Source organism: Alicyclobacillus sp. ALC3 (assembly GCF_028751195.1).
Classification (GTDB): Bacteria; Bacillota; Bacilli; order Alicyclobacillales; family Alicyclobacillaceae; genus Alicyclobacillus_L.
The window spans coordinates 2,748,673-2,771,019 of the sequence record NZ_CP066784.1 but is presented as its reverse complement, the minus strand read 5'-3'; the positions used below and the strand labels follow the sequence as shown (position 1 = coordinate 2,771,019).

General features: G+C 60.6%; 10 protein-coding genes. 1 reads left to right on the top strand and 9 read right to left on the bottom strand.

What is annotated here, in order from left to right; all coding sequences use genetic code 11:
- Positions 1-133: 133 nt before the first annotated feature.
- A complete protein-coding gene (locus JC200_RS12880; protein ID WP_274432099.1) occupies positions 134-1,588 on the top strand; it encodes a TPR domain-containing glycosyltransferase in 1,455 nt (484 codons plus the stop codon).
- 264 nt (positions 1,589-1,852) lie between these two features.
- Here the strand turns inward: JC200_RS12880 and tnpC are convergent, their stop codons facing one another.
- The 9 genes from tnpC to JC200_RS12835 form a co-directional block, all read right to left on the bottom strand.
- Positions 1,853-3,331, bottom strand: coding sequence for an IS66 family transposase (gene tnpC / locus JC200_RS12875; RefSeq protein ID WP_274432014.1), 1,479 nt, complete (start codon positions 3,329-3,331; stop codon positions 1,853-1,855).
- Positions 3,321-4,184: a Druantia anti-phage system protein DruA gene (locus JC200_RS12870; protein WP_274432013.1), complete on the bottom strand. Its 864-nt coding sequence runs from the start codon at positions 4,182-4,184 to the stop codon at positions 3,321-3,323. Before JC200_RS12870 ends, tnpC begins: the two co-directional genes overlap by 11 nt.
- A gap of 680 nt (positions 4,185-4,864) precedes the next feature.
- Positions 4,865-4,990 (bottom strand): hypothetical protein, encoded by a 126-nt coding sequence (locus JC200_RS12865; protein ID WP_274432098.1) that lies wholly within the window; start codon positions 4,988-4,990, stop codon positions 4,865-4,867.
- Positions 4,991-5,098: 108 nt separating this feature from the next.
- Positions 5,099-5,665 (bottom strand): hypothetical protein, encoded by a 567-nt coding sequence (locus tag JC200_RS12860; protein WP_274432097.1) that lies wholly within the window; start codon positions 5,663-5,665, stop codon positions 5,099-5,101.
- Between the two features lie 240 nt (positions 5,666-5,905).
- Positions 5,906-9,652, bottom strand: coding sequence for a beta strand repeat-containing protein (locus tag JC200_RS12855; protein ID WP_274432096.1), 3,747 nt, complete (start codon positions 9,650-9,652; stop codon positions 5,906-5,908).
- 596 nt (positions 9,653-10,248) lie between these two features.
- Positions 10,249-13,092 (bottom strand): Ig domain-containing protein, encoded by a 2,844-nt coding sequence (locus JC200_RS12850; RefSeq protein WP_274432095.1) that lies wholly within the window; start codon positions 13,090-13,092, stop codon positions 10,249-10,251.
- Between the two features lie 673 nt (positions 13,093-13,765).
- Positions 13,766-13,930 (bottom strand): hypothetical protein, encoded by a 165-nt coding sequence (locus JC200_RS12845; RefSeq protein ID WP_274432094.1) that lies wholly within the window; start codon positions 13,928-13,930, stop codon positions 13,766-13,768.
- A 900-nt stretch (positions 13,931-14,830) separates the two neighbouring features.
- Positions 14,831-20,779 (bottom strand): beta strand repeat-containing protein, encoded by a 5,949-nt coding sequence (locus tag JC200_RS12840; RefSeq protein WP_274432093.1) that lies wholly within the window; start codon positions 20,777-20,779, stop codon positions 14,831-14,833.
- Positions 20,780-21,624: 845 nt separating this feature from the next.
- Positions 21,625-22,209 carry a hypothetical protein gene (locus JC200_RS12835; protein WP_274432092.1) on the bottom strand — a complete coding sequence of 195 codons (585 nt, stop codon included), beginning with the start codon at positions 22,207-22,209 and terminating at the stop codon, positions 21,625-21,627.
- Between the last annotated feature and the right edge of the window lie 138 nt (positions 22,210-22,347).

Below are 22,347 nucleotides of genomic sequence, written 5' to 3'. Positions count from 1 at the left end.
GTGCGGTACAATGTCGCAAACAAGGGTTGCGCTGTTGTCCGCATCAGAGCGTGGCGTGGCGTGGCGCAGCGCAGCCCAGCCCATCTGAACGATGGACAGAGATAGGCTGAGACGGACAGAGAGGTGTACCGGTTTGCAAATCATCGAGAGGGACCGTGCGGAGAAGGCGATTCGTGATGTGCAAGAGTTGCTGACAAACGGTCGCTACCAAGAAGCGAAAGACGCGACGATAGCCTTCTTGCAGGAGGAGAAGCTCGTCGCGCAGATGTGGGTGTGGCTCGGCGAGGCACTCGAGCACCTCGGGGATAAAGCCGGGGCGTGGAAAGCTTATGATCGCGCCTGTCTCCTCGACCCGCAAGCCACCTGGGTGGCACGGGTGGAGCAGCGGCTCGCGCAGTTTCGGCAAGCCGTCACGCCGCCGTGGATGGCCCAGTTGCTGGCCGTGAAGCCGGTGACGGTGGCGGCCGCGATCATCGTGCGTGACGAAGAGCGCACCATCGGCGAGACCATCGATCGGCTGCGGCCCGCCGTCGACCAAATCGTCGTCGTGGACACTGGCAGCACCGACAATACGGTCGAGATCATTCGGAATCAAGGCGTCGAACCGCTGCACTTCGCGTGGGTGGACGACTTTTCCGCGGCGCGCAACTTCGCGCTCAGTCACGTCACGACCGACTGGGTGTTCTGCGTCGACGCGGACGAGCTGTTGTTCCCGGAGGACGTGGCCCAGGTGCGCACCGTCGCAGGGCTGTTCGACGGGGTGGAGCCCGCAGCGCTGGTGCGAATCGGGATCATGAACCAAGCCGCTGGCCGCGTCGAACCGAATTACGATGTGACACGGCTGTTCCCGGCGCGGATTGGACTGCGTTTTTGGGGGCGGGTGCACGAGCAGGTGGCGGGACCGGAGGGCATCCTGTCCGGCACAGCTTACTACCGCCCGTCTGCCCGCATCCGCCTCTACCACGACGGCTATGAGCCAGATATGACGGTCCAAAAGGACCGCTTCAAACGCAACATCAGCCTGCTGCGCAAAAATGTGGAAGACGACCCGCGCGACATCGCGTCGTGGGCGTTCCTCGGGCGCGAACTCCTGTTCTCGGGCGAGGTCGAGGAAGGCGTGCGCGCGCTGTACGAAGCCGACCGACTCGCTCCTGACATCCCACAGTTTGGCCGCATGCCGGAAGTCTGGATGTTTCTGATCGATGCCCTCGCTGCGCAGGGCCGATTCGATGAGGCGATCACGGTCGCCAAACGCGCGGTTGAGTCCCGCCCGGACTTTCCCGCGACGTGGTATGCGAAAGGGCGTGCCCAAACGCAGTTCGCGCTGAACAATCTGAGCCAAGCTCAGGAGGCGGTACGCGAGGCGTTGACGCGTGCACCGGCGTACCGCGGGATTGTCTCGTACGACAGCAGCATCACGACGTGGCGCGCATTGGCGACCCTCGGCGACATCGCGAAGACGAAAGGCAACCTCGTCGAGGCCCGGCAACTCTACCGCCAGGCGCTAGTCGCCTCCCCCGGCAACCCGGCGCTCGAGCAGCAGCTGCAGTTCATCGACGAGCAGGCGCGGCTACTGGCGGGAAGCTAAGGCCGGAGCAGGGCGGCGGGCATAGGGCCGGGCACGGCGGGCGGAGACCGGGCGGCGGAATGCGGGCGGCGGCGTGCAGGCGGCGTGGCGGCGGACTCCTCGTCAGCCCCGGTAGCGACGCCAGTGTCGTTAATCGCTCTCCAGACGGTCTGCAGCGCCGGCGTTAGTGTCGTTTTTGGTTACTACTCAGGTACCCCGTCGCAAGGCACCCCAAAAGGGGGTGTTGAGGACACCCCTTGCGACAGACTTTTTGGGCTACTTTTGTCAGGTCCCTGCGAAGACCGGCTGGCCACGAAGGACCGAAACCAGGGAAGGAAGTAGAGGAAGGTTCTGTTTTAACAGGCTAGAGATAAGGCTGCGGAGTACGGAGAAGGTCTTACCGCCCTCCTGTGTACGAAAGAGCCCGGAGACCTTCTGTTTCACCTTGGTCATCCGAATGTCCCGTTCCGCCTGGTTGTTGTCAAAGGGCACGTTCGCATCCCAAAGGAAGCGAAGGATGGACTCCTTGTGCGACTCAAATCGCTGTCCTAAATTAGCGGCTTTGCTTTTGCACTTTCGTCCACGTGGTCCTGTTTTCGTCGGCACAGGATCCAGCGCCCATTCAGTTTTGCCTAGCTCAAGAATGGCATCGTAAGCCGTCTCAATCTCGGCAATGGTTTCATCAGCGAGCGGGAGACCCTTCTCCCGGGCGTCCCTAGTGAGCTTCCAAGCGCCTCGGAGCAATTCCTTCATCTGCTTAGCCCACTGATGTCCATCATTGTCCAGGATACCTTGACATTCGCGCAGGAGGTGAGCATTGCATAGCGCATGCTCAAATGAGTAGATGGGTCGGAAGTAGGCCGAGAGGCAGTCATGAACGACGACGCCCTTAAAGGTGTCCAGTATCCCCATGCCTTCAATCGCGCCGGTACCACGCTGTGGATAAGTGTCCATGAGCGTCCATTCTGGATTGGACACGACATGCAACCAATGTTGTTTGTTGACGATACGTACACCCGTTTCGTCGGTATGGAGCAGCGGCGCATTGCACAAGTTCTCCCGAATGACGGGGATGGCGCTTAACTCCACGGCACCCGCCATGCTCTCTAATTGGCTCAACAGGGTCGCTTCACTGGGCCGTTGTCCAGTTAGGTCGGCATAGAACTGTCCGATTCGGTCTAAAGGGAGCATATGATAGGCATTTAAATATGTGGTCCATGCTGCAAATCCATCCCCATACTGCACTGGAGCTTTGACGCCATCCGGGAAGCTGGCACGTTGCAATGTATTGCAGCAGGGACAGCGCTTTTCCTCGGCTTGGTGCTCTGTCACAACGAGACGAGGTGCGGGCAAGTCGAATACCTGACGTTTCACGAGGCCCTTCGTGGCTACCGTTTCCAACGATGCGGCACAGTTGGGACAGGCGTTAAGCTTGTGGACGATGACCTCATCGGGGGTCTTGCTCATGAGCAGAGTGTGCCCGCTATGCCCTTTGGGGCCGCCTCTCTTACCACCCGGCTGGCGTGAATTCGTTGGTTTACGAAATCCATCACTAGATGGAGGCTTACTGGAATTGCGGCTGTTCTGGTTCACTTGGCTCTCGAGGACCCTTACACGCTCTTTTAACTCGCGGATTTCAGCCGCCTGTTGCTCAACGATAGCTACGAGTCCTCGTACCAAATCAACAACCGCATCAGGTCCCTGTTCATATACTTGCAAAATGCATTCACGTTCCATTGCTTTAAATTCCAGTTCAAATTCCATTCGAAAGTACCTCCCTTGCATTGGGCACCAGGGCATACACATAAACATCCTTGCGTGTAACGCTCAAGGTATGGTGCGTGTCATTGCGGCTTCTCCCTTGCGTCTGGCCGACTTGAATCCAGTTAGCAGCCCGGTAGCACGTGCCACGGAATCGTTGCTGTTCGACAAACGTCTCCAGCAGGTGCACCGGATGACCATACTTGTCCATCCAGTCTCGGCAGATGCGACTGGCGATGCGGCTGAGGAGATGACTAGCCAGATTGGGAACGGTGACCCAAGGGAGGATGAGAAAGCGCATGTTGTTTGTCACAAGGGATAAGGAATTCCGACGAACACCCGGTGTCCAGCGAATCCACGCGTCGCGTGGCGCAACTTTCCAAGCAGCAGACCCAAAGAGCAGGCACGCTAATGGGCGTCCGTACCGGTCGTAGACAAGATACTTCATGTTTTCACCGACCGCGCCGCAGAATCCCAGGTAATGATATGCGGCGAGCAAATGTCGGAACAAAACTGATGATGCGGATGTCTTTACAATCTCGATTCGCAGCGGCAACAGATCTCGCAAGGGACCCGAAACGGGGGTAGTGTCATGGGCAACGGAACGAACGATTCTTGTCGCGTTTCCAACGCCGACGGCGCGAGGGGCTGGAAGTCGAATGTATTTCAGTCGCTCAAGTTTGAGCAACATGGTACGACAGGCCATGTCTTTTAGCTGGCCATTGCCGTTTGTCCAGTTCCAAGTCGCACACAGTTCGCGCGATAACCGAGTGCGATTCCAGTCAGGGTGACAATGGATGAGTTCACGTATCCATGCAATATCTTGTTCGGTAAGGTGGCGTCCTTGTATCTGCATACCACCATTCTACAAACAAAAGACCGCTGAGTCCAGCTATTTCTAGCCTGGACTCAGCGGGTACCTGAGTAGTAACCGTTTTTGTCGCTATTCGCCGTCCGAGCGCCGCCTAGCGACATTTTTTCCATTCGCGGGCGGCATGTGGCCCCTCGCCAACCCCGATAGCGACGCCTGTGTCGTTAATCGCTCTCCAGACGGTCTGCAGCACCGGCGGTAGTGTCGTTTTTGTCGCTATTCGCCGTCCGAGCGCCGTCTAGCGACATTTTTTCCATTCGCGGGCGGCATGGGGCCCCTCTCGACAGCCCCGATAGCGACGCCAGTGTCGTTAATCGCTCTCCAGACGGTCTGCAGCACCGGCGGTAGTGTCGGTTTTGTCGCTATTCGCCGTCCGAGCGCCGTGCAGCGACATTTTTTCCATTCGCGGGCGGCATGGGGCCCCTCTCGACAGCCCCGATAGCGACGCCAGTGTCGTTAGTCCGAGGCAGCCCTCACACCAGCTCCGCTAGCCTGGCAGCCCTCGCCGCAACCGGCCCAAACAGTCAAAATGGGGCCACTGCAGTGGCCCCACCCTTCTAGTCCTGTCGTTAGTTCATCTCCGCGCGGCCCGGTTGCCCCGAGTCGCCCTCACTTTATATCCTGGGGCCACGAGCCGTGTCGCCCTAGTCGTATCATTGCCGCCCTCACTCCGCGCCCGGCAGCAGGAAGTTCCAAACGTGCCCGTTCCACGTCGTCACAATTCCAAACGATTGTAGTACTCGTTGCACGTACCAAATCCCCTCCAAATCAAACTGGGTGAGGCTTTGCACCTCGGTTGAGGCCTCGACTCGCCGGGACTCGGTCGGGCCGCACCGGGATCACGGTCGTATGATGGAAATCGCAGACGGCGATATCACATAGCCGAGCCCTGCCGCCAGCTATGTGTCGGTTTCGATCACATAGCCGAGCCGCAGCGCCAGCCATGTGTCGGTTTCGATCACATAGCCGAGCCGCAGCGCCAGCCATGTGTCGGTTTCGATCACATAGCCGGGCCGTAGCGCCCGCCATATGTCGGTTTCGATCACATAGCCGAGTCCCGCGGCCCGCCATGTGTTGGTTTCGATCACATAGCCGAGCCACAGCGCCCCCCATGTGTCGGTTCCGCTCACATAGCCGAGCCGCAGCGCCAGCCATGTGTCGATTTCGATCACATAGCCGAGTCCCGCGGCCCGCCATGTGTCGGTTTCGATCACATAGCCGAGCCGCAGCGCCAGCCATGTGTCGATTTCGATCACATAGCCGAGTCCCGCGGCCCGCCATGTGTCGATTTCGATCACATAGCCGAGCCACAGCGCCCCCCATGTGTCGATTTCGATCACATAGCTGAGCCGCAGCGCCCGCCATGTGTCGGTTTCGATCACATAGCCGAACCGCAGCGCCCGCCATGTGTCGATTTCGATCACATAGCCGAGCCGCAGCGCCCGCCATGTGTCGATTTCGATCACATAGCCGAGCCGCAGCGCCCCCGCTACTCCCGCAACTCTCGCGGCAAAACAGCCTCACCGCTCGAAATGGGGCCACCGTAGTGGCCCCACCCATCTAGTCCTGTCTTTAGTTATCCTAAAATGACTCGAGATCCCGTCTTCAGTCGCCCTCATGTGGTCTTCGGACAACACGAGTTCTGTCCTTCGTTCGCGCCCGGGCCGCACATCCCTCACTCGCCCGCGGCGCATCCGTCCCGCCCCTCACTGCACGCCCGGCAGCAAGAAGTTCCAGACGTGCCCGTTCCACGTCGTCACAATTCCGAGCTCCTTCAGCACCTGCTGCACATACCAAATCCCCATGTACGTCGTCATCACACCATCCGTCGGATCACGATGCGCCACCGTCGGCGCATGCAGCACCAGCACTCCGTTCACATACACCGGTGTGCCGTGGTTGTTGAATAGCAGGTGCGGCTTCACCCCAGCGAACGCTCCGCTGCTCGTGTTCACCGTCAAGTCCCAGCGGTTCAAGTTCCCATTCCACACCGCGTTCACGCCTGCCGACTTCAGCACGTTCTCCACGTACCAAATCGGCATATACGTCGTCTGGTTGTAGGCCATCGACGGAGAAAGGCTGAACACTTGACCATTCACTTCAATCACCCGGTCGTACGCAGGCAGCAGCTGCGGCATCACGAACAAGTGGAAAGTCTTCGTCGCCACGTCGCCGCTCTTATCCGTCACCCGCAGTGTGAATGTGGACATCCCCATCGTCTGCGGTGTGCCAAAGAGCGTACCGTTCACCGCAATCATAAGACCCCGCGGTAGCGTGCCCGACGCCAGCGACCACTGGTACGTGCCATCGCCGCCCGAAGCCGCCAAGCTTCCAGAGTAGGCCGTGCCTGCCGTGGCGCCGGGCAGCGAGCCAGCGCCGATCACCAGCGGCGGGTTCTGAACAGGCGTAGGCGGTGTCACGGGTGGCGTTACCGGCGTCACGCCGGCCTCGACCGTCAGCGTGTCGGTCGCTGTGGCCGTGTGGCCCGCAGTATCTCTCACTTCCACCGTAAACGTGTATGTCCCGCTTGCCGTCGGCGTACCTTGCACGACGCCGTCCGAGTTCAGCACCACCCCCGCAGGCAGCGATCCGCCGACAAGCGACCACGTGTAGGCCGGCTTGCCACCGTTGGCAATCAGCGTCTGTTCGTACAGCGAGCCCTCCGTCGCGGCACCGAGCGTGATGCTCTGCACGGTCAGCGGCGATACCGCCTGCTCAATCACCCACGTCGCAGACTCCAGCCGCGTCGCACCAAGCGAGTCAGTCACCCGCACAGTAAACGCATACGTCCCCACCCGATTCGACTGGCCCGAGAGGACACCGCCCGATGTGAGCGTATAGCCAGGCGGCAGCGTGCCGCTGGCCAGCGACCACGTGTACGGGCCGTATCCACCCGTCTCCGTGAAAGTGTAGGTGTCCGGCCATCCGGCCAGCACCATCTGCCGGACCGAACTCAGCGGTGACAGCGCCGGCGCGACATCGAGTGTAAAGCTGCGCGACTCGGTGGCATAGCCATCTGCCACCGTCGCCGTGAAGGTGAACGTGCCAGGTCCAGTCGGACTGCCACTCAACACACCGCGAGACGACAGCGACAAGCCGTCTGTCTCCGACGAAGTGGTGCCGCTTGCCAACGCCCAGGTGTAGCTACCCGACCCACCCGTCGCGCTCAACGACTTCTGATAGGCGATACCGGCTTCTCCCTCTGGCAACGGTGACGTCGTCTGCAAGACTAGCACCGGCAACACATCCAACGTAAAGCTGCGCGACTCCACTGCGTAGCCATCTGACACCGTCGCCGTGAACGTGAAGGTGCCATGTCCAGTCAGGTCGCCACTCAACACACCACCAGACGACAGCGACAGACCGTCCGTCTCACCAAACGTCGTGCCGCTCGCCAGTGCCCAGGTGTAGCTCCCCGACCCACCGGAGGCGCTCAACGACTGCTGATACGAAATGCCGGTCTCTCCTTCGGGTAACGGTGACGTCGTCTTCAAGGCGAGTGCCGGCAACACATCCAGCGTAAAGCTGCGCGACTCCACAGCGTACCCATCTGCCACCGTCGCCGTAAACGTGAAGGTGCCAGCCCCTGCCGGGTCGCCGGACAACACACCGCCAGACGACAGCGACAGACCATCCGTCTGCCTGGAAGTGGTACCGCTTGCCAGCGACCAGGTGTAGCTACCTGACCCACCGGATGCGCTCAACTTGTCATGATAGGCGAGGCCAGCTTCTCCTTCCGGTAGCGGAGACGTTGTATTCAAGAGAAGTGTCGGCAACACGTCCAACGACACCGTCGCCGACCCCAGCACGCCAAGGTTCGACCTCGCGTCGATGGTCGTAGAGAACTGCCCAGGCGCTGCCAGCGTCCCAGTCCAGCTTCCGCTCGGCGTCAGCTGAAGTCCGTCCAAAGGGGTTGGGTTCAGTGACCAGGTGTAGCTGCCTCCACCACCGCCCGTGGCGTTTGGTGTCCACGGCAGGCTGTCCGTCGTCTGACCCGATGGTGGCATATCGATGGTGGTTGATGACGGCACCGAAAGGACGAGCGGCTGCCCCAGGTCGAGCGTGATCACGCGTGTATCCGCGAGATTCAGGCTGTCGGTCACTGTCGCGGTTATCGTGTAGATGCCGAGCGTCGTCACGGTGCCGGAGATGGCGCCGGTGGCGGGATCATACGACACCCCGGACGGCAAGCCACTGACAGACCACGTATCTTCGCCTGAGCCGCCCGTTGCAGAGAGTTGACCAGAGAGTGTCGTGCCAGACAAATGGGCACTGAGCGACGAGGTAATCGTAGGGTACATGGCTTGGATGTACGGCATCCCGCCATTGATGACTCCACTCGGGTCGACCGCCCATGTACCCGTGAAGTCAAAACCAGCGTAGGACGCGGCACTCGTCATCTGCGCACTGTTGAGCGCCGCCACGCCAGTGTCGACTCCCCCGCTCTGTGAGCCAATCGCCGAAACTGAGCCCTTTGGAAAGTAGACGTCTGTGATGGTCCCACTGTCCTGCCCACCCACGAGGCGACCTGCCGTGCCTCCGCTGACACTTCCCACTGCGTACGAGTCTTGGATGGTGCCAACGTCGGCCTCCATCCAGCCAACCAGGCCCCCGACTACCCCTGGTCCAGTCACATTCCCCGTCGCGTAAGAATTTTGGATAGTACCCCCGAACTGTATTGTGACCAGTCCACCATAAGCACCCCCCCTACCATCGCCACTCACGTTCCCCGCCGCGTACGACCTCTGAATGACGCCGTTGCTCTGAGTACCCACCAGTCCACCAGCCCACCCCCCATACTCCCCATTTACTTTTGCCGTTGAGTATGAGTCTTCAATAGCACCAGATATCAACTCATTTACGAGCCCCGCAACATTTCTCCCAGTTACGCTCCCCGTCGTGTAGGAGTCTGTAATAGTGCCACCGTCTTGCATGCCTACTAAGATAGCAGTTTGGGAGCGAGTGCCCCCCGTCACCTGCGCGTTTACACCCAGATTCTCAATCGTCCCACTCGTCCCAAACACTCCGAACAGCCCGGAATTCGACCTGCCCGTTGGATTAATGGTCAACCCCGTAATCTGATTGCCCGCCCCGTCAAATGTGCCGACAAACGGCGCTCCGGAGCCGCCCATCGGCACCCACCCCGACACACCACTCATCGAGATGGTGCCAGACAGCCGGATGTTCGCGTTCATATAGTCCGTGGTCGATCCCGCCGTAATCGCAGAGGTTTGATTCTGGTCGATGTACAGCAAGTTGCCCGCACTCGAGACCACCACCCACGTTGTGCCTCCGATGGTCTGCACGCTCGGCGCAACCGGCGTCGTCGTGGTCTGCGCAGCCACCTGCGGTGTGGCAAAGTTCATTGCGGTGCCAAGCGTAATCATCACTGCGGTCGTCGCATTGAGCGCCCGCCGCCCATTACCTGTTCTGTTCTCTTTCTGCCTTCGCAACCCCTGTCTCCCCCTTCTTGACTCGACTCGCGTCGGATAGCGCGTGACTTGGAAAAGAGACTTTCATATCAGATATCCAATAGATTAAGGAATAACAACATTGGTCTGGATGTCTCGCGATTGGAGGTAGTCTCCCGATGCTCATTGGTAGCTTCGCTACTTCCAAATCATACACGAACATCGGTTGTATGGATATAGTTGGAACATCCCCTAGTAGTCTAGTTGAGCGGCTCTGGTCACGAGGTTCTACAGTTGTACCCTACCTGCTCTTTCGCGTTTTTTCCCCTCGATTGCGCCCGCTTGCTTCTTCGGTTTCCTGACTGCCGCTACACGGTCATTGGCTACCTGCTGCGCCGGCCTCACGTAAATTTTGTCTCTACTCGGCAGAAATTTGACACGCAGCGGCATTTTTTTCGTTCGCGGGGCGGTTCGCCCCCAGTGCGGCCCTCCGCAAACGCCTCACCAGTCAAAATGGGGCCACCGCAGTGGCCCCACCCATCTAGTCCTGTCGTTAGTTCATTCTGCCCGTCCTCACTCGCCCTCACTTCATCACAGACGACCCGAGCCGTGTCGCCCTAGTCGCATCATTGCCGCCCTTACTCCGCGCCCGGCAGCAAGAAGTTCCACGTGTGCCCGTTCCACGTCGTCGTAATGCCGAGCGACTGCAGCACCTGCTGCACATACCAGATGGGCATGTACGTCGTCAGCACACCATCCGTCGGATCACGGTGCGCCACCGTCGGCGCATGCAGCACCAGCACTCCGTTCACATACACCGGTGTGCCGTGGTTGTTGAAGATGAGGTGCGGCGTCACGCCCGCGAACGCTCCGCTGCTCGTGTTCACCGTCAGGTCCCACCGGTTCAAGTTTCCGTTCCACGCGGCGTTCACGCCCGCCAATTGCAGCACATTCTGCACGTACCAAATCGGCATGTATGTCGTCTGGTTGTACACCATCGACGGCGAGAGACTGAACACCTGGCCGTTCACTTCGATCACCCGGTCGTACGCTGGCAGCAGCTTTGGCATCACGAACAGGTGGAAGGTCTTTGTCGCGACGTCGCCGCCTTTGTCCGTCACCCGCAGCGTGAATGTGGACATCCCCATCGTCTGCGGTGTGCCAAAGAGCGTGCCGTTCGCCCCTAGCGAAAGGCCCCGCGGCAGTGCGCCCGACGCCAGCGACCACTGGTACGTGCCATCGCCGCCGGTCGCGGTCAACGTGCCGGAGTAGGCCGTGCCTGCCGTCGCGCCTGGCAGCACCGTCGTCCCAATCCCCAGCGGCTGCGACTGTGGCGGTGTCACTGGTGGCGTTACCGGCGTCGACCCCGCCTCAACCGTCAGCGTGTCTATCGCCGTGGCCGTGTGGCCCGCAGTGTCTCTCACTTCCACCGTGAATGTGTATGTTCCGCTCGCCGTCGGCGTGCCTTGCACGACGCCGTCCGAGTTCAGTACCAGACCCGCAGGCAGTGACCCACCGATGAGCGACCACGTGTAGGCCGGCTTGCCACCGTTGGCAATCAACGTCTGTTCGTACAGTGAGCCTTGTGTCCCATGGCCGAGTGTGATGCTCTGCACGGTCAAAGGAGAAACCGCCTGCTCAATCACCCACGTTGCAGACTCCAGCCGCGTCGCGCCAAGCGAGTCAGTCACGCGCACAGTAAACGAGTACGTCCCCACCCGATTCGACCTGCCCGAGAGGACTCCGCCCGAGGTGAGCGTATAGCCAGGCGGCAACGTGCCGCTGGCCAGTGACCACGTGTACGAACCGTATCCACCCATCTCCGTGAAGGTGAACGTATCCGGCCATCCGGCCAGCACCGTCTGCCGGACCGGAGTGAGCGGTGACAGCGCCGGCCCCACGTCCAGCGTCAACACCCGCGTGTCGCTCAGCCCGAGGCTATCGGTCACCTGCGCGGAGAACGAGTACGTCCCAGTCTGCATCGGCACCCCGCTCAGCACTCCACTCGGCGAGAGCGACAACCCATCCGTCGTGGCAGACGTGGAGCCACTCGTGAAGGTCCAGGTGTCACCACCGGATCCACCAGAGGCCGAAAGCGGCTGCGAATTGGTCGTTCCCACCTCTGCAGCCACTGCCGTCGTGCGTATCGTCGGGTACATGCCCTGCAGGTAGGGCATCCCCCCGTTAATCACGCCACTCGGGTCAATCGCCCACGTCGACGTGAAGTCAAAGCCGGCATAGGACGACTGCAAGGTCAGCTGCGACGCTGTCAGGGCGCTGACCGTTCCCGACAGAGACGTCGTTGGACTGCTGAACAGCGTGCCACTCGTGACCCGGATCCCGTTCACATCACCGCCGGCGTAGGCGTCTGTGATGTTGCCACCGCGTTGCACACCCACCAGGCCGCCGGCAGCCCCCCCGCTGACACTCGCCGTCGCGTAGGAGTCTTGGATGGTGCCACTGTGCTGCTGGCCCACCAGGCCGCCTTCATTAGCCGAGCTACCGCCGCTTGCTTTGCCCGTGGCGTACGAATTTTGGATGGTGCCGCTGTACTGAAAACCCGTTAGGCCACCGGCCAACGTCTCACCAGTCACGCTCCCGGTGGCGTAGGCGTCCTGCACGGTGCCATTTTGCTGATAGCCCACCAGGCCACCGGCATACACCCCGCTCACGCTGCCAGCGGCGTAGGAGTTTTGAATAACGCCGCTGTTCTGAAGACCTGTCAGACCACCGGTGAAAAGGTTTCCGTTCGCGCTCCCAGTGGCGTGTGAGTCTTGGACTGTGCCGCTGTTTTGCCAACCCACGAGGCCACCGACGATGGAGCTGCTGCCTGTACCGTTCACGCTCCCCGTGGCGTACGAGTCTTGGATGGTGCCGCTGTTCTGCCAACCCACGAGGCCACCGGCAGCCTGCCCGTTCACGTTTCCTGTGGCGTAGGAATCTGTAATGAGGCCGCCAGCCTCGTAGCCGACCAAACCACCAGCATAAGGCTGGCCGCCTGTCACCTCCGCAGTCACACCGAGATGCTCAATCACACCGCCTGACCCCAATAGTCCGACAAGTCCTTCATACCCGTTCGCCGTGGCCCCGGTGATGCTCAGTCCCGTGATTTGATGGCCCGCCCCGTCCAATGTGCCGACAAACGGCGCTGTCGTGTCGCCAATCGGCACCCACCCGGTCACACCCGCCATTGAGATGGTGCCAGACAGCCGGATGTTCGCGTCCAGGTAGTCTGTGGTCGATGTCGTCGTGATCTTCGCCTCTTGGTTCTGGTCGATGTACAGCAAATTGGCCGCGCTTGACACCAACACCCACTGCGTACCTCCCAGTGTCTGCACGGTCGGTGCAACTGGCGTCGGTGTGGTCTGTGCGCTCACCTGTGGCGGTGCGAAATTCATGGCGGTGCCAAGCGCAATCATCACCGCGGAGGTCGTCGTCAGCGCTCGCTTGCCTCGGTGCTTCAGTCCGTTCGATGAGCCCAATGTTCTCTTCTCCTTCCGAATGTCACAGCGGGCACCGTGTCGTGTCGTGTCGTGTCGTGTCGTGTCGTGTCGAATCGAATCGAATCGAATCGAATCGAATCGAGCATCCACACGGCAGAGACGGTTCTTGTCGCGACGTCTTCCCTCGCTGCTCCTCACTTCGCTTGCCCACAACAAAAAAGATACGTAACGTACCCTGGAAGTTACGATGAGTGTCTGATCGCACTGGCTTTTCTGTGTTTACTATACCAGAACAACCAATAAAATTTGGATAATTGATAACAGGAGAGAGCGATACCCCGCGGTAGTGTCGTTTTTGTCGCTTATTCACCGTCCGACCGCCGCGCAGCGACATTCTTTCCATTCCCGAGTGATCCGGCACCCGCCGTCTCCCCCGTTAGCGACACCAGTGGCGCTAACTTTAACTAGCCCTCAAACCCGCCCCCGCTGGTCCCGCAACCCGCGCCGCAAACGGCCCCAACAGTTAGAATGGGGCCACCGTAGTGGCCCCACCCATCTAGTCCTGTCCTTCCTTCATCCTGTCCTTCGTTCGTGCCCGGTGCGTCAAGTCCTGTCCTCGGCGCATCATTCTCTCCTTTAAATCAGACTGGGTGAGGCTTTGCACCTCGGTTGAGGCCTCGACTCGCCGGGACTCGGTCGGGCCGCACCGGGATCACGGTCGTATGATGGAAATCGCAGACGGCGATATCACATAGCCGAGCCGCAGCACCCGCCATGTGTCGATTTCGATCACATAGCCGAGTCCCGCGGCCCGCCATGTGTCGGTTTCGATCACATAGCCGAGCCACAGCGCCCCCCATGTGTCGATTTCGATCACATAGCCGAGTGTCAGCGCCAGCTATGTGTCGATTTCGATCACTTAGCCGAGCCACAGCGCCCGCCATGTGTCGATTTCGATCACATAGCCGAGTGTCAGCGCCAGCTATATGTCGATTTCGATCACATAGCCGAGTCCCGCGGCCCGCCATGTGTCGATTTCGATCACATAGCCGAGACGTAGCGCCTGCTATGTGTCGATTTCGATCACATAGCCGAGTCCCGCGGCCCGCCATGTGTCGATTTCGATCACTTAGGCGGACCGCAGCGCCCGCTATGTGTCGATTTCGATCACATAGCCGAGTGTCAGCGCCAGCTATATGTCGATTTCGATCACATAGCCGAGCCATAGCGCCAGCTATATGTCGATTTCGATCACATAGCCGAGTCGCAGCGCCAGCCATGTGTCGATTTCGATCACATAGCCGAGCCGTAGCGCCTGCTATGTGTCGACTTCGATCACATAGCCGAGCCGCAGCGCCAGCCATGTGTCGATTTCGATCACATAGCCGAGCCGCAGCGCCCGCTATGTGTCGATCTTGTCGCTATCCGCCTCAAAATCGTCGTGCAGCGACTACCTTCGCGGGCGGTCCGCGCCCCCGCGTTTCCCCCGTTAGCGACGCGGGTGGCACTAATTCAAACCCTCCCCCGCAACTCCCGCGACCAACCCTCGTCACAAACAGCCTCACCACTCGAAATGGGGCCACCGCAGTGGCCCCACCCATCTAGTCCTGTCTTTAGTTATCCTAAAATGACTCGACATCCCGTCTTTCAGTCGCCCTCATGTGGTCGTCGGGCAACACGAGTTCTGTCCTTCGTTCGCGCCCGGGCGGTACGTCCCTCACTCGCCCGCGACTGCCCCGTGCGACACGAGTCCCGCCGCGGCGCATCTGTCCCGCCCTTACTCCGCGCCCGGCAGCAAGAAGTTCCAGACGTGCCCGTTCCACGTCGTCACAATCCCAAGCTCCGTCAGCACCTGCTGCACATACCAAATCGGCATGTACGTCGTCAGCACACCATCCGTCGGATCACGATGCGCCACCGTCGGCGCATGCAGCACCAACACTCCGTTCACATACACCGGTGTGCCGTGGTTGTTGAAGATTAGGTGCGGCGTCACGCCCGCGAACGCTCCACTGCCCGTGTTCACGCTCAAGTCCCACCGGTTCAAGTTGCCGTTCCACGCTGCGTTCACGCCCGCCAACTTCAGCACGTTCTGTACGTACCAAATCGGCATATAGGTCGTCTGGTTATACACCATCGACGGTGAGAGGCTGAACACTTGGCCGTTCACTTCAATCACCCGGTCGTACGCTGGCAACAGCTTTGGCATCACGAACAGGTGGAAAGTCTTCGTCGCCACGTCACCGCCTTTGTCCATCACCCGCAGCGTGAACGTGGACATCCCCATCGTCTGCGGTGTGCCAAAGAGGGTGCCGTTCGCAGCCAGCATAAGTCCCCGCGGCAGTGCGCCCGACGCCAGCGACCAGGTGTATGTGCCATCGCCGCCAGAAGCCGCCAATGTTCCCGAGTAGGCCGTGCCTGCCGTGGCACCAGGAAGCGAGCCAGCGCCAATCCCCAGCGGCTGCGACTGTGGCGGCCCAGGCGGGGTCGGTGTGACAGGTGGCGTTACCGGCGTCGACCCCGCTTCAACCGTCAGCGTGGCGGTCGCCGTGGCCGTGTGGCCCGCAGTATCTCTGACTTCCACCGTGAATGTGTATGTCCCGCTCGCCGTCGGCGTCCCTTGCACAGCGCCGTCCGAGTTCAGCACCACCCCCGCAGGCAGTGAACCGCTGACAAGCGACCACGTGTAGGCCGGTTTCCCGCCGTTGGCAATCAGCGTCTGTTCGTACAGCGATCCCGCTGTCCCATTACCGAGCGTGATACTCTGCACGGTCAAAGGAGAAACCGCCTGATCAATCACCCACGTCGCTGACTCCAGCCGCGTCGCGCCAAGCGAGTCCGTCACCCGCACGATAAAGGCATACGTGCCGACATCATTCGACCTGCCCGAGAGCACTCCGCCTGACGTGAGCGTATAGCCAGGCGGCAACGTGCCGCTGGCCAGTGACCACGTGTACGAACCGTATCCACCCATCTCCGTGAAGGTGAACGTATCCGGCCAACCCGCCAGCACCGTCTGCCGGACCGAACTCAGCGGTGACAGCTCCGGCGCGACATCCAGCGTGAAGCTGCGCGACTCCGCACCATACCCATCTGACACCGTCGCAGTGAAGGTAAACGTGCCGGAAGCAGTCAGGTCGCCACTCAACACACCGCCAGACGACAGCGATAAACCGTCCGTCTCACCCGACGTCGTACCGCTCGCCAACGCCCACGTGTAACTCCCTGACCCACCCGTTGCCCTCAACTTGTCTTGATACGCGAGGCCGACTTCTCCCTCAGGCAACGGCGACGTCGTCTGCAAGACCAGCGCTGGCGCGACGTCCAGCGTAAAGCTGCGCGACCCAGTCGCGTAGCCATCTGACACCGTCGCCGTGAACGTGAAGGTGCCAGAAGCAGTCAGGTCGCCACTCAACACACCGCCAGACGATAGTGACAAGCCGTCTGTCTCTGACGAAGTCGTGCCGCTCGCCAACGCCCACGTGTAGCTACCTGACCCACCCGATGCGCTCAACGACTGCTGATAGGCGAGGCCCGCTTCTCCCTCAGGCAGCGGTGACGTCGTCTGCAAGACCAGCGCTGGCGCGACGTCCAGCGTAAAGCTGCGCGACTCAGTCGCGTACCCATCTGACACCGTCGCAGTGAAGGTATAAGTGCCAGAAGCAGTCAGGTCGCCGCTCAACACACCGCCAGACGACAGCGATAAACCGTCCGTCTCACCCGAAGTGGTACCGTTCGCCAACGCCCAGGTGTAACTCCCTGACCCACCCGATGCCGCCAACTTGTCATTATAGGCGAGGCCGACTTCTCCCTCCGGCAGCGGTGACGTCGTCTTCAGGACGAGCGCCGGCGCGACGTCCAGCGTAAAGCTGCGCGACTCAGTCGCGTACCCATCTGACACCGTCGCAGTGAACGTGAAGGTGCCAGAAGCAGTCAGGTCGCCGCTCAACACGCCTGCGGACGACAGCGATAAACCGTCCGTCTCACTCGCCGTCGTGCCGCTCGCCAACGCCCACGTGTAGCTGCCTGACCCACCCGATGCGCTCAACTTGTCTTGATACGCGAGGCCGGCTTCTCCTTCGGGCAGCGGTGACGTCGTCTGCAAGACCAGCGCTGGCGCGACATCCAACGTAAAGGTGCGCGACTCCACAGCATATCCATCTGACACCGTCGCAGTGAAGGTAAACGTGCCAGAAGCAGTCGGGTCGCCGCTCAACACGCCCCCGGACGACAGTGACAAGCCGTCTGTCTCACCCGACGTCGTGCCGCTCGCCAACGCCCAAGTGTAGCTACCTGACCCACCCGATGCGCTCAACGACTGCTGATAGGCGAGGCCGACTTCTCCCTCTGGCAGCGGTGACGTCGTCTGCAAGACTAGCGCCGGCGCGACGTCCAGCGTAAAGCTGCGCGACTCCGTGGCATAGCCATCTGACACCGTCGCAGTGAAGGTAAACGTGCCAGAAGCAACCAGGTCGCCGCTCAACACGCCTGCGGACGACAGCGATAAACCGTCCGTCTCACCCGACGTCGTGCCGTTCGCCAACGCCCAGGTGTAGCTGCCTGACCCACCCGAGGCGCTCAACGACTGCTGATACCCAATACCGGTCTCTCCTTCGGGTAACGGTGACGTCGTCTGCAAGACCAGCGCCGGCGCGACGTCCAGCGTAAAGCTGCGCGACTCCACAGCGTAGCCATCTGCCACCGTCGCCGTGAAGGTGAATGTGCCGGAAGCAGTCGGGTCGCCGCTCAACACGCCTGCGGACGATAGTGACAAGCCGTCCGTCTCACCCGATGTCGTGCCGCTCGCCAACGCCCACGTGTAGCTGCCTGACCCACCCAATGCGCTCAACGACTGCTGATACCCAATACCGGTCTCTCCCTCTGGCAACGGCGACGTCGTCTGCAAGACAAGCGCCGGTGCGACGTCCAACGTAAAGCTGCGCGACTCCACAGCGTAGCCATCTGCCACCGTCGCAGTGAAGGTAAACGTGCCAGAAGCAGTCAGGTCGCCACTCAACACGCCTGCGGACGACAGCGATAAACCGTCCGTCTCACCAGACGTCGTGCCGCTCGCTAACGACCAGGTGTAGCTGCCTGACCCACCCGTTGCGCTCAACGACTGCTGATAGGCGTGGCCCGCTTCTCCCTCCGGTAGCGCTGACGTCGTCTGCAGGACAAGTGCCGGTAACACATCCAATGACACAGTCGCGGAGCCGAGAATGCCAAGGCCCGACTTCGCCTCAAGAGTCGCCGAGAACTGCCCCGGCCCGGCAACCGCCCCCGTCCAGTCCCCAATCGGCGTGAGAGCAAGTCCGCCCAGCGAAGTCGGACTCATCGACCAGGTGTACGTCCCACCTCCGCCGACAGCGCCACCGACAGCACTCGGCGTCCACGGCAGAGCACTCACGGCTCCGGACGACGGCATCTCAATCGTCGTCGAGGACGGCGCCGTAACCACCACAGGTTGCACCACTTCGAGTGTCAACACCCGCGTATCGCTGAGGGCGAGGCTGTCCGTCACAGTCGCCGTGACCGTGTAGACGCCAGTCGTCGTCGCAGTGCCAGAGATGGCGCCAGTGGCGGAATTAAACGAGAGGCCGGTTGGTAAGCCGATGACACTCCACGTGTCACCACCGGATCCGCCTGAAACAGCGAGCGACGCCGAGTAGGCCGCGCCCGATACAGCCACACCAAGCGACGTCGACGCAATCGTCGGATACATCGCTTGCAAATACGGCATCCCCGCGTTCGTCACGCCGCTCGAGTCCATCGCCCACGTCCCGATAAAGTCGAAGCCGACAAACGACGGCTGCAGAGTCATCTGCGAAGAGGTCAGTGCACCAAACGATCCGGACGGCACAGAGCCACTCCCAAACAGCGTCCCGCTCGTGACCGCAGTTCCACTGACGTTCCCACCGGCATAACCGTCTGTGATGCTGCCTGCAGAGATGTTGCCGACTAGCCCACCCACGGCGGCGGACAGAAAGGAACTGGCCGTGACATCCGCGTTCACGTAAGATGTCGTGACGTTGCCACCTAACATTTGACCCACCAGTCCACCACCATCAGCCATGTCACCACCGGGTGCTGAACTGTTGACTGTACCCCGCATGTATGCGTTGCTGACACCGCCATCGTTCATTGAACCGACCAAGCCGCCCGCGTAAGTCGCAACACCTGCGGCAGGGCCAGCACTCACTGTGCCGCTCATGAAGGACTCTGAGACGCTCCCGCTTTGCATGTCGCCCACCAAGCCACCTGCATAGGCGACACCCTGGGAGTCAGCAGTGACACTTCCATCCATGTACGCAGCCGATACACTACCCGCCTGCATCTGCCCGACTAGGCCGCCGACGAAGCTTCCATCGAGTCCTGCGGTACCGGACACGGTGACTGTGCCGCTCGCGTGTGAATCCGTGATGCTGCCAGCTTGCATATCACCCGCTAGGCCGCCGAGAAAGCTGTCGGACGCTAACTGTTGATCGCTAACCTGCGTAGCGACAGATGACCCAGTCACACTGCCTGCATTCATCTCCCCCACGAAACCCCCGGCGTAGGTGATACCGGCTGCGCCAGGTTGGAGTGTACTGCTTGCAGTCGATCCGGCGATGCTCCCTCCCTCCATCGATCCCGCAAAACCACCGGCGTAGGTGCTACCGCTGCTCGTGTCAGACTGGAGCGTACCGCTCGCAGTCGAATTCGTAATGGTGCCCGTCTGCATGTCTCCGACAAAGCCGCCAAGAGCCACGTTCCCCCCGCCATTGAGGTCGGTGAACACGTAGGTGGCGGTTGATCCCGAAATGCTCCCGCCCATCATCTCCGCCACCAAGCCACCTGCATAAAGGGTTCCACCGGTGGTGCCTGTGACACTGCCGCTCAGTGCGTGTGAATCGGTGACACTGCCGCTCTGCATTTCGCCCACCAGGCCACCTGCATAAAGGGTTCCACCGGCCGCGCCTGTGAGGTTGCCGCTCACCGCGTATGAATCGGTGACACTACCGCTCTGCATTTCGCCCACCAGGCCACCCATGTAAGCGACTGCGCCGGTATTGTCAGAGAGTGTCACATTTGCAGTCGATCCGGAAATGCTCCCGCCCTGCATATTGCCGACTAGGCCTCCTGTGTAAATTGGCCCATTAACGTTGTACGAGACGCTTCCACTGACATACGCGTCTGTGATGTTACCGCCCGCCATATATCCGACGAGCCCACCTTCAGATGGGGAGTTGGTCTGGCTGGACGTCGTCACGGTATCGGACACTTGGACGTTTTCAATCGTGCCACTCGTACCTAGTGTGCCAAAGAAACCAGCATCGGAGGGACTTCCCGATACACTGACGCCCGACACCGTGTACCCGTGTCCGTCAAAGGTGCCAGCGAAGGGATTGGTGGCATTCCCAAGTGGGGTCCAGTTCACGCCTGTCAAGACAATGTTACTGGTCAGCTCAATGTTCGCGTGGAGGTAGTCCACCGCCACTCCCGATGCGATGGCGCTCATCGGGTACATGTCGATAAACTCCAGATTGGCCGCGCTCGACACCAGGACCCACGTGGAGCCGTCTTGCTTCGTAATCACGCTAGGTTGTTGGGGCGTCACCCCTGCTATCGGCACTGCCAATGCCTGCGACGGGGCAAAACTCATCGCAGTCCCAAGCGTGATCATCACAGCTGTCGCCGCGTTTAACGTCCGCCGCCCCCTGTTCGTTCCCCTTTGCTTTTTTCGCAAACTCGCTTCTCCTCTCTGCACAGCACAACTTCATACTCGATTGGATTATCAACGGCCGCAGTTCTGCACCGGTCCCGCAATTGCTTCTCTAAGTTGGACGAGTCGGAGTCCAGGACGCCTCTCATCTACGTAGGTGCGAACGCACGGGGATAGATGGTGTGGTGAAGTCGTTCGTCGCGTTTATATGTAACTGTTCGAGTCTAATATACTCGAATTTTGAGGCCTAGGCAGTATTCCATATCTACTAATTTGCGCCTGCAACTCTAGTAGTCGCCCCTAGTAGCAATTGGCACAACGGACGATGCGTGTTGGCGGTGCGCGCGCGGGGAAGGGGTTGACTAGGGACGGTGGCTCCAGGCCGATGACGAAACGGCAGCGGCTGCGCGGATGAGCCGGGATGCATCTCCGTCAGCGGCCCGCGCACCCGTGTCCTCCCGGTTAGCAACGCCAGTGGCGCTGACTTTAACTAGCCCCTCAAACCCGCCCCCGCTACTCCCGCAACCCGCGCCGCAAACGGCCCCAACAGTTAAAATGGGGCCACCGCAGTGGCCCCACCCATCTAGTCCTGTCCTTCGTCCGTGCCCGGTGCATCAAGTCCTGTCCTTCCTTCACCCTGTCCTTCGTTCGTGCCCGGCGCCTCAAGTCCTGTCCTCGGCGCATCATTCTCGCCCCCATTTTATCCCCGGCAACAGGGGGTCCCAGACGTGTCCGTTCCACGTCATCGCAATTCCAAGCGATTGTAGTACCCGTTGCACGTACCAAATCCCCTCCAAATCTGACTGGGTGAGGCTTTGCACCTCGGTTGATGCCTCGACTCGAGGGGAGTCGGTCGGGCTGCGCCGGGATCACGGTCGTATGATGCAAATCGCAGACAGCGATATCACATAGCCGAGCCGTCCCGCCTGCCATGTGTCGATTTCGATCACATAGCCGAGCCGCAGCACCAGCCATGTGTCGGTTTCGATCACATAGCCGAGCCGTACCGCCTGCCATGTGTCGATTTCGATCACATAGCCGAGCCGTAGCGCCTGCCATGTGTCGATTTCGATCACATGGCCGGGTCTTGCTGCCCGCCATATGTCGGTTTCGATCACATAGCCGGGTCTTGCTGCCCGCCATATGTCGGTTTCGATCACATAGCCGAGCCTTGCCGCCAGCCATGTGTCGATTTCGACCTCATAGCCGAGCCGCAGCGCCAGCCATGTGTCGATTTCGATCACATAGCCGAGCCGCAGCACCAGCCATGTGTCGGTTTCGATCACATAGCCGAGCCGTAGCGCCCGCCATGTGTCGGTTTCGATCACATAGCCGAGCCGCAGCGCCAGCCATGTGTCGGTTTCGATCACATAGCCGGATCTTGCTGCCCGCCATATGTCGGTTTCGATCACATAGCCGAGCCGCAGCACCAGCCATGTGTCGGTTTCGATCACATAGCCGGGTCTTGCTGCCCGCCATGTGTCGGTTTTGTCGCTATCCGCCTCAAAATCGTCGTGCAGCGACTACCCTTCGCGGGCGGTCCGCGCCCCCGCGTTTCCCCCGTTAGCGACGCCAGTGGCGCTAATTCAAAC